This window comes from Nocardioides ultimimeridianus, assembly GCF_054777895.1.
The window spans coordinates 360,618-366,898 of record NZ_BAAHAB010000007.1 but is presented as its reverse complement, the minus strand read 5'-3'; the positions used below and the strand labels follow the sequence as shown (position 1 = coordinate 366,898).

Annotated in this window: 6 protein-coding genes and 1 tRNA gene; 3 read left to right on the top strand and 4 right to left on the bottom strand. The window is 71.9% G+C overall.

What is annotated here, in order from left to right:
- Window positions 1-191 (top strand): hypothetical protein (locus ACYU8V_RS08480; protein ID WP_460846609.1); only part of this gene is annotated, 191 nt, incomplete at its 5' end.
- Between the two features lie 93 nt (window positions 192-284).
- Here ACYU8V_RS08480 and ACYU8V_RS08475 read toward each other — a convergent pair.
- Both ACYU8V_RS08475 and tyrS read right to left on the bottom strand, forming a co-directional pair.
- Window positions 285-1,322 carry an alpha-hydroxy-acid oxidizing protein gene (locus ACYU8V_RS08475; RefSeq protein ID WP_460846608.1) on the bottom strand — a complete coding sequence of 346 codons (1,038 nt, stop codon included), beginning with the start codon at window positions 1,320-1,322 and terminating at the stop codon, window positions 285-287.
- Window positions 1,322-2,593 carry a tyrosine--tRNA ligase gene (gene tyrS / locus ACYU8V_RS08470; protein WP_460846607.1) on the bottom strand — a complete coding sequence of 424 codons (1,272 nt, stop codon included), beginning with the start codon at window positions 2,591-2,593 and terminating at the stop codon, window positions 1,322-1,324. The genes ACYU8V_RS08475 and tyrS overlap by 1 nt, the downstream gene beginning before the upstream one ends.
- A 106-nt stretch (window positions 2,594-2,699) precedes the next feature.
- Here tyrS and ACYU8V_RS08465 point away from each other — a divergent pair, with 106 nt between their 5' ends.
- Window positions 2,700-3,662 carry a protein kinase family protein gene (locus tag ACYU8V_RS08465; RefSeq protein WP_460846605.1) on the top strand — a complete coding sequence of 321 codons (963 nt, stop codon included), beginning with the start codon at window positions 2,700-2,702 and terminating at the stop codon, window positions 3,660-3,662.
- 18 nt (window positions 3,663-3,680) lie between these two features.
- The gene (locus ACYU8V_RS08460) at window positions 3,681-4,562 is read left to right on the top strand and encodes a DUF72 domain-containing protein (protein WP_460846617.1); all 882 of its coding nucleotides are present in this window, start codon (window positions 3,681-3,683) and stop codon (window positions 4,560-4,562) included.
- On the opposite strand, the gene ACYU8V_RS08455 is transcribed toward ACYU8V_RS08460, so the two are convergent.
- Window positions 4,522-4,595 (bottom strand) — tRNA-Ile (locus ACYU8V_RS08455). The genes ACYU8V_RS08460 and ACYU8V_RS08455 overlap by 41 nt on opposite strands.
- 21 nt (window positions 4,596-4,616) lie before the next feature.
- A complete protein-coding gene (locus ACYU8V_RS08450; RefSeq protein ID WP_460846604.1) occupies window positions 4,617-6,188 on the bottom strand; it encodes an LCP family protein in 1,572 nt (523 codons plus the stop codon).
- Window positions 6,189-6,281: the final 93 nt, after the last annotated feature.

Below are 6,281 nucleotides of genomic sequence, written 5' to 3'. Positions count from 1 at the left end.
CCGCCGCACAAACATTTCACAACAATCAAATGCATGACACACTGTTGAGTTCTCAAACATCACACGCGTTGGAAGTTCACCCTTGCGAGCTCTTCTTCCCACTGGTGGCCGTCCGATTTGGCCGCGGCGCGAAAGCGCTGGTCTTGATCGATCGACTTCCGCCCGGGGCCGGAAACCCTTCGCTGGCCTGACGGCCGGCGCCTTGTTTCCCGCCGCTCCCTGGCGACAGAGAGAACATTACAGACACCTCCCGGGGAGCACAAATCGGGGTGGGGTGTCGGCGGTCACAGGGGCTGGTGGAGGGCCTCGGCAGCGCGTCCCGGGGTGCTGACACCGGCCAGGAGGAGGCCCTCGTCGAGCTCGCCCGCGAGCGTGTTCATGCAGGTCAGGACGCCTTCTCCCCCTCCGGCGGCGAGGGCCCACAGGGGCATCCGGCCGGCGAAGACAGCGTCCGCGCCGAGCGCGTGGGCGGCCAGGACGTCCAGCCCGTGCCGGATGCCGCCGTCGGCGAACAGGGTGAGGTCCGGCCCTGCCGCGGCACGGATCCGGCGCAACGCGGTCGCGGTGTCGACCGCGCGGTCCAGCTGGCGACCGCCGTGGTTCGAGACCCAGACCGCCGCCGCACCCGCCTGCCGCGCTGCGATGGCGTCGTCGGGGTGCAGCACGCCCTTGACCACGACGGGCAGCCCCGTCCGCTCCTGCAGCCATGCGATGTCCGCGCCGGCGAGGTCGCTCGCCCAGGAGCCGCGCTGGCCGCTGGCGACCTGCTCGGGGTAGTTGACCCGGTGCCACGAGAGGTCGATGCCCTCGAAGTCCGCGTCGGCCGCGCCGTGCTTGGTCCCGGGGACGGGGGTGTCGACGGTCAGCACGACCGCCTCCGTGCCTGCGGCGCACGCGGACTCCAGCATCGGGAGGGTGGACTCGCGATCGGCCCGCACGTAGGCCTGGATCCACCACGGCGCTCCCACCGCGGCGATCTCGGCGAAGGGATGGCCGGCCGTGCTCGACACGACGTGCGGCACGCCCGCCTCACCGGCCGCCTCCGCCATGGCGATCTCGCCGCGGGGATGGGCGGCGCGCTGCAGGGCCGTCGGCGCGATGCCGAAGGAGCGCGCGTACGTCGTACCGAACAGGGTCGTGCGGGTGTCGACAGTGACCGGTCCGCGCAGGACGCGCGAGCTGAACCGCACCGCTCTCCACGCGCTGGTCGACTCCTCGAGGGTGACCTCGTCACCGGTGCCCGCGGCGAAGTAGCGGGCGACGACGGCGGGCAGCCGCTCCTCCGCCGTACGACGGAGATCGGCTGCCCACCCGCCGGACATCAGGAGACCCGGACCCCGGCGAACTTCTTCTTGCCGCGGCGCAGCACCAGCCAGGCGCCGTCGACCAGGTCGTCGCGCGAGGGCACCTGCTCGGGGTCCTCGACGCGCACGTTGTTGACGTACGCACCGCCCTCGCCGACGGTGCGGCGGGCCTCGCCGCGCGAGGACGCCAGGCCGGTCAGGACGAAGAGGTCGACCACGCTGGGGATGCCGTCGGCTGCGGGCACCTCGGTCGCGCCGGCCTCACCGAGCGCCGCGGCGAGCGTGCTCGCCGAGAGCGCCGTGATGTCGCCGGTGCCGAACAGCGCCTGCGCGGCGGCCTTGGCCTGCTCGGTCTGCTCCGCGCCGTGGACCAGCGTGGTGACCTCGTCGGCCAGCACCTTCTGCGCCTCGCGCCGGAACGGCGCCTCGGCATGCCGCGCCTCGAGCGCCTCGAGCTCGGCCCGCGGCAGGAAGGTGAAGATGCGGAGCAGCTCGCCGACCTTCTCGTCCTCGACGTTGAGCCAGAACTGGTGGAAGGAGTACGGCGACATCATCTGCGGGTCGAGCCACAGCGCACCGCCCTCGGTCTTGCCGTACTTGGTGCCGTCGGCCTTGGTGATCAGCGGGGTCGCGAAGGCGTGCGCGTGGCCGCCGTCCGCGCGCCGGATCAGCTCGACGCCGCCGGTGAGGTTGCCCCACTGGTCCGAGCCTCCGAACTGGAGCGCGACGCCGTACCGGCGGAAGAGCTCGAGGTAGTCCATCGACTGCAGCAGCACGTAGGAGAACTCGGTGTAGCTGATCCCCGACTCGAGGCGGCGCTTGACCGTCTCGCGGGCGAGCATCCGGTTGACCGGGAAGTGCTTGCCGATGTCGCGCAGGAAGTCGATGGTGGACAGGCCGGAGGTCCAGTCGTAGTTGTTGACGACCGTCGCCGCGTTCTCGCCCTCGAAGGACACGAAGGCCGAGACCTGGGCGCGCACGCGGTCGGTCCACTCCTTGACGGTGTCGAGCGAGTTGAGCGTGCGCTCACCGGAGTCGCGCGGGTCGCCGATCATGCCGGTGGCGCCGCCCACGAGGAGGTACGGCGTGTGGCCGGCGTCCTGCAGACGCTTCGCCGTGACGATCTGGACCAGGTTGCCCATGTGCAGGCTGGGAGCCGTCGGGTCGAAGCCCACATAGAAGCGCACGCTCCCCCCGCTCAACGCGGTGCGCAGGGCGTCGCGATCGGTGGAGGTGGCGATGAGTCCGCGCCACTCCAGATCGTCGAGGAGCGTGGGGTCGACAGACACGATGGTCCTTTCGCTGGTCGGGTCGGTCCAAGCCTGCCGTATCCCCACCGCGTGGCGCCCATCGAGGCACCGATCCGGACGTTCCCGATGGCCTAGGGTCGGGAGCGTGAGCGAGTACGTCGGGAACCTCGCAGCCTCCCTGCGCGCCGGTGCGCGGCTGGAGCCGGACGAGGCCGCACGGGCCGTGCTGCCGATCGTCGCGGACCTGGCCGCCGAGCACGCGCGCGGCGGTGTGCGGGGGTCGCTGGACCCGGCGTACGTGGCGCCGGAGGTCTCGGCGGGGCGGCGGCCCAGTCCCGCCAGCGACGTGTGGTCGGTCGGAGCGCTGCTGTTCCACTCGATGGCCGGGCACGGTCCCTTCGAGCACACCACCGAGACGCCCGCGCGGCTGCGGCGGGCCGGCTGGCTCGGGCCGATGGTGGAGATGGCGCTGTCCCCCGACCCCGGAGAGCGGCCGTCGATGGCCGAGGTCGCGGCGTACCTGCGAGCCCGGATGGCACCGTCGAGCGAGCCGGAGCCCAGCATCCCGGTCGTCCTCGCCGAGTCCGCCGACGTCGCCATGGACGGGGCCGAGCCGCGGCGGCGTACGGCGATGCTGGTGCTGGTGCTCGGCGCGCTGGTCGTCACCCTCGGGATCGTCGCGGTGGTCCTCGCCCTCGGCAGGCAGACCGACCGGCCCGCTCCGGTGGCCGCGTCCGGCCCGGCGCCGGCCACCGGCCACCACTCCCCCACGCAGGACGCGGCGCGGGCGAGCGAGACGAAGCGTGCGAAGCAGCCGTCGGCGTCGGAGCTGACCGGGTTCGCGCGCAGGTACGTCGCCACGGCCAGCAGCGACCCGGGCGCTGGGTTGGCGATGCTGACGGCGGCGTACCAGCACGCAAGCCCGCGGTACCGGGAGTTCTGGACCGCGGTGAGCGCGCCGCGGATCCTGAGTGTGACGGCGCGGCCGGCGTCGATGTCGGTCACCTACACCTACCGCTACCGGCTGGCCGGCCGTGCCCACACCGAGACGGTGACGCTGGACCTGGTGCGCCGGGGCGGACGGCTGCTGATCGCCGGCGGGCACTGACTCAGCCCGGGCCGGCGAATGGGCCCGGTCGGCTGGGGTACCCCGGCCGACGTGATCCGGGTCGGGGTGTCGGGATGGAGCTACCCGCGGTGGCGCGGCGACTTCTACCCGAAGGGCCTGCGGCAGCGCGACGAGCTCGGCTACGCCGCCGAGCGGATGACGACGGTGGAGCTGAACGGGTCCTTCTACTCGCTGCAGCGGCCCTCGTCGTACCTCTCCTGGCGGGACGCGACGCCGGAGGACTTCGTGCTGGCCGTGAAGGGCAGCCGCTACGTCACCCACCTGAAGCGGCTGCGGGACATCGACCAGGCGCTCGCGAACTTCTTCGCGTCCGGCCCGCTGCTCCTCGGGCCGAAGCTGGGACCGTTCCTGTGGCAGCTGCCGGAGCGGATCGAGTACGACGCCGGGCTGATGGGCCGGTTCTATGCGGCATTGCCGCGCACGACGACCGGCGTGGCCGAGCTGGCCGCGCGGCACGACGAGCGCGTGCCGGAGGACCGTGCGCACACCACGACGGATGCCGAGCGGCCGGTGCGGCACGTACTCGAGGCGCGGCATCCGAGCTTCGCGGAGCCCGAGGCTCTCGCCCAGCTGCGCGAGCACGGCATCGGATGCGTGATCGCCGACACCGCGGGCCGCTTCCCGCGGCTCGATGCGGTCACCAGCGAGACGGTCTACGTGCGGCTGCACGGGGAGACGCGCCTCTACTACGGCGGCTACTCCCCCGACTCGCTCGACCGCTGGGCCGAGCGCTGCCGGGAGTGGGCCGAAAGCCCCGGAGTCAGCGACGTGCTGGTCTACTTCGACAACGACGCCGACGGGCGGGCGCCGTACGACGCCGTGGCACTGCTGGAGAGAGTAGGGCGGGTGGGGCTCGAACCCACGACCCAAGGATTATGAGTCCTCTGCTCTGACCGACTGAGCTACCGCCCCTCGAGGGATCAGGCTAGTGGGCTACTGGAACTGCGCGTCGTAGGCCTTGGCGTCGGCGACGGTCTTGCCGGTCGGGTGGTAGGCGCAGGCGTCGGTGGGGTTCTCCGGCGGGTTCGATGACCGGTGGTGCTGGTGGGCGGCCGGGTCGAGGGCCGCCTGGACCGTCTCGTGGATGTAGTCGAAGTCCGGGTCGGCCGAGTTGAACTGGGCCGAGGTCTTGAACACCACCGAGCGCGTCTTGGCGTCCTTCATCTTCAGGGCCAGCTCGACGAACGCCGGGCCCATCTCCTTGGGGATGTCGGTGAGGACGATCTTCTTCCCGGCCTTGATCACGTCGAGGTAGCGGGTCAGCAGCGTCGCCGGATCGGCAGCGTCGATGATCGCTCTGATCATGCAGCGCTGGCGGTCCATCCGCTGGTAGTCGTCCGCGCCCCAGCGACCGCGGGCGAACCACAGCGCGTGGTAGCCGTCGAGGTGCTGGTCGGGGCCCGGCGCGAGGTAGCCGATGGGCGGGATGTGGTCGCTGGTGTCGCCCTCGATCGCGATCGGCTCGTTGATGTTCACCGTCACGCCGCCGATCGCGTTGACGATCTCGCGGAAGCCGCTGAGGTTGACCAACAGGTAGTAGTCGACCGGCAGGCCGAGCGTCCCCGAGATCGCCTCCTTGATCGCGTCGGCGCCCTCGTTGTGGCTCTTGCCGAGCACACCGGGGTGGTACATCGGGACGTCGCGGTAGACGGCGTTGAGCATGTAGTTGCCGTCGGCCGGGTCGCCGTCGCCGAAGCCGTTCGGGTAGAGCGCACGCAGAGGACTGTCCGGCGGGAACTGGGCGTTGGCCAGGTTGCGCGGAAGGCTGAACGTGACGGTCTTGCCCGTGTGGGTGTCGATGCTCAGCAGGATCATGCTGTCGGTGCGCACACCCTCGCGGCCGATGTCACCGTCGCCGCCGAGCAGCAGCACGTTGACCCGCGCCTTGTCCGCCCACGGGTCCTTGGCGTCCAGGTGGGGCGTGGTGGCGGTGGTGTTGTTGTCGAAGACCTTGGTCACCAGCCCGGCCGTGGCGACGGCGTACTGCGCGGCCCGGAGGACGGGCGCGGCCACCACCAGGCAGATGACGACGACGGCGAGGTTGCCGAGGATCGTCTGGGCGCGGGTACGGCGGCGCGGCCGGACCATCCGGTACGACGTCCACACCACCCCGACCCAGATCAGCAGCAGCACGCCGACCACGGCCGCGGCGACCCGCAGGGCGGTGGGGTCGAAGACCAGGTCCAGTGCGCGGTGCCAGTCGGTGCCGAAGCGGACCAGCAGGCCGCCGAGGATCGCCAGCCAGCCGGCCAGCACGACGCCGCCGATCAGCCGGCGCCCGGCGTACAGGTAGCCGGAGCCGGGGATCACGGCACCCAGGAACGTGATCCCGACGGTGCCCGGCAGGCCCTGGGTGCGCCGGCGGCGGCGGTCGATCCGGCGACCGCCGCGCGGCACGTCGGCAGGACGCGCCGGCGCCGGGTCGCCCGGACGGAGCGCCCGGCGTCCGCCCGAGTGGGTCGCCTCGCGGCGCAGGGCGCGTCGCTCCCGGCGCGACAACCGCACCGACCGGGACGCGCGTCGGGCGCCTCCGGGTCGGCTTCGGTCCGCCTCGAGCGACATGCGCTTCCTCCGGCTTCTGGGCTGTCGAGTCGCCAA

Coding starts and splice junctions, on each gene's coding strand:
- ACYU8V_RS08475 (WP_460846608.1), bottom strand. CDS start 1,322: ATGTCCGGCGGGTGGGCAGCCGATCTCCGTCGTACGGCGGAGGAGCGG.
- ACYU8V_RS08460 (WP_460846617.1), top strand. CDS start 3,681: ATGGGCCCGGTCGGCTGGGGTACCCCGGCCGACGTGATCCGGGTCGGG.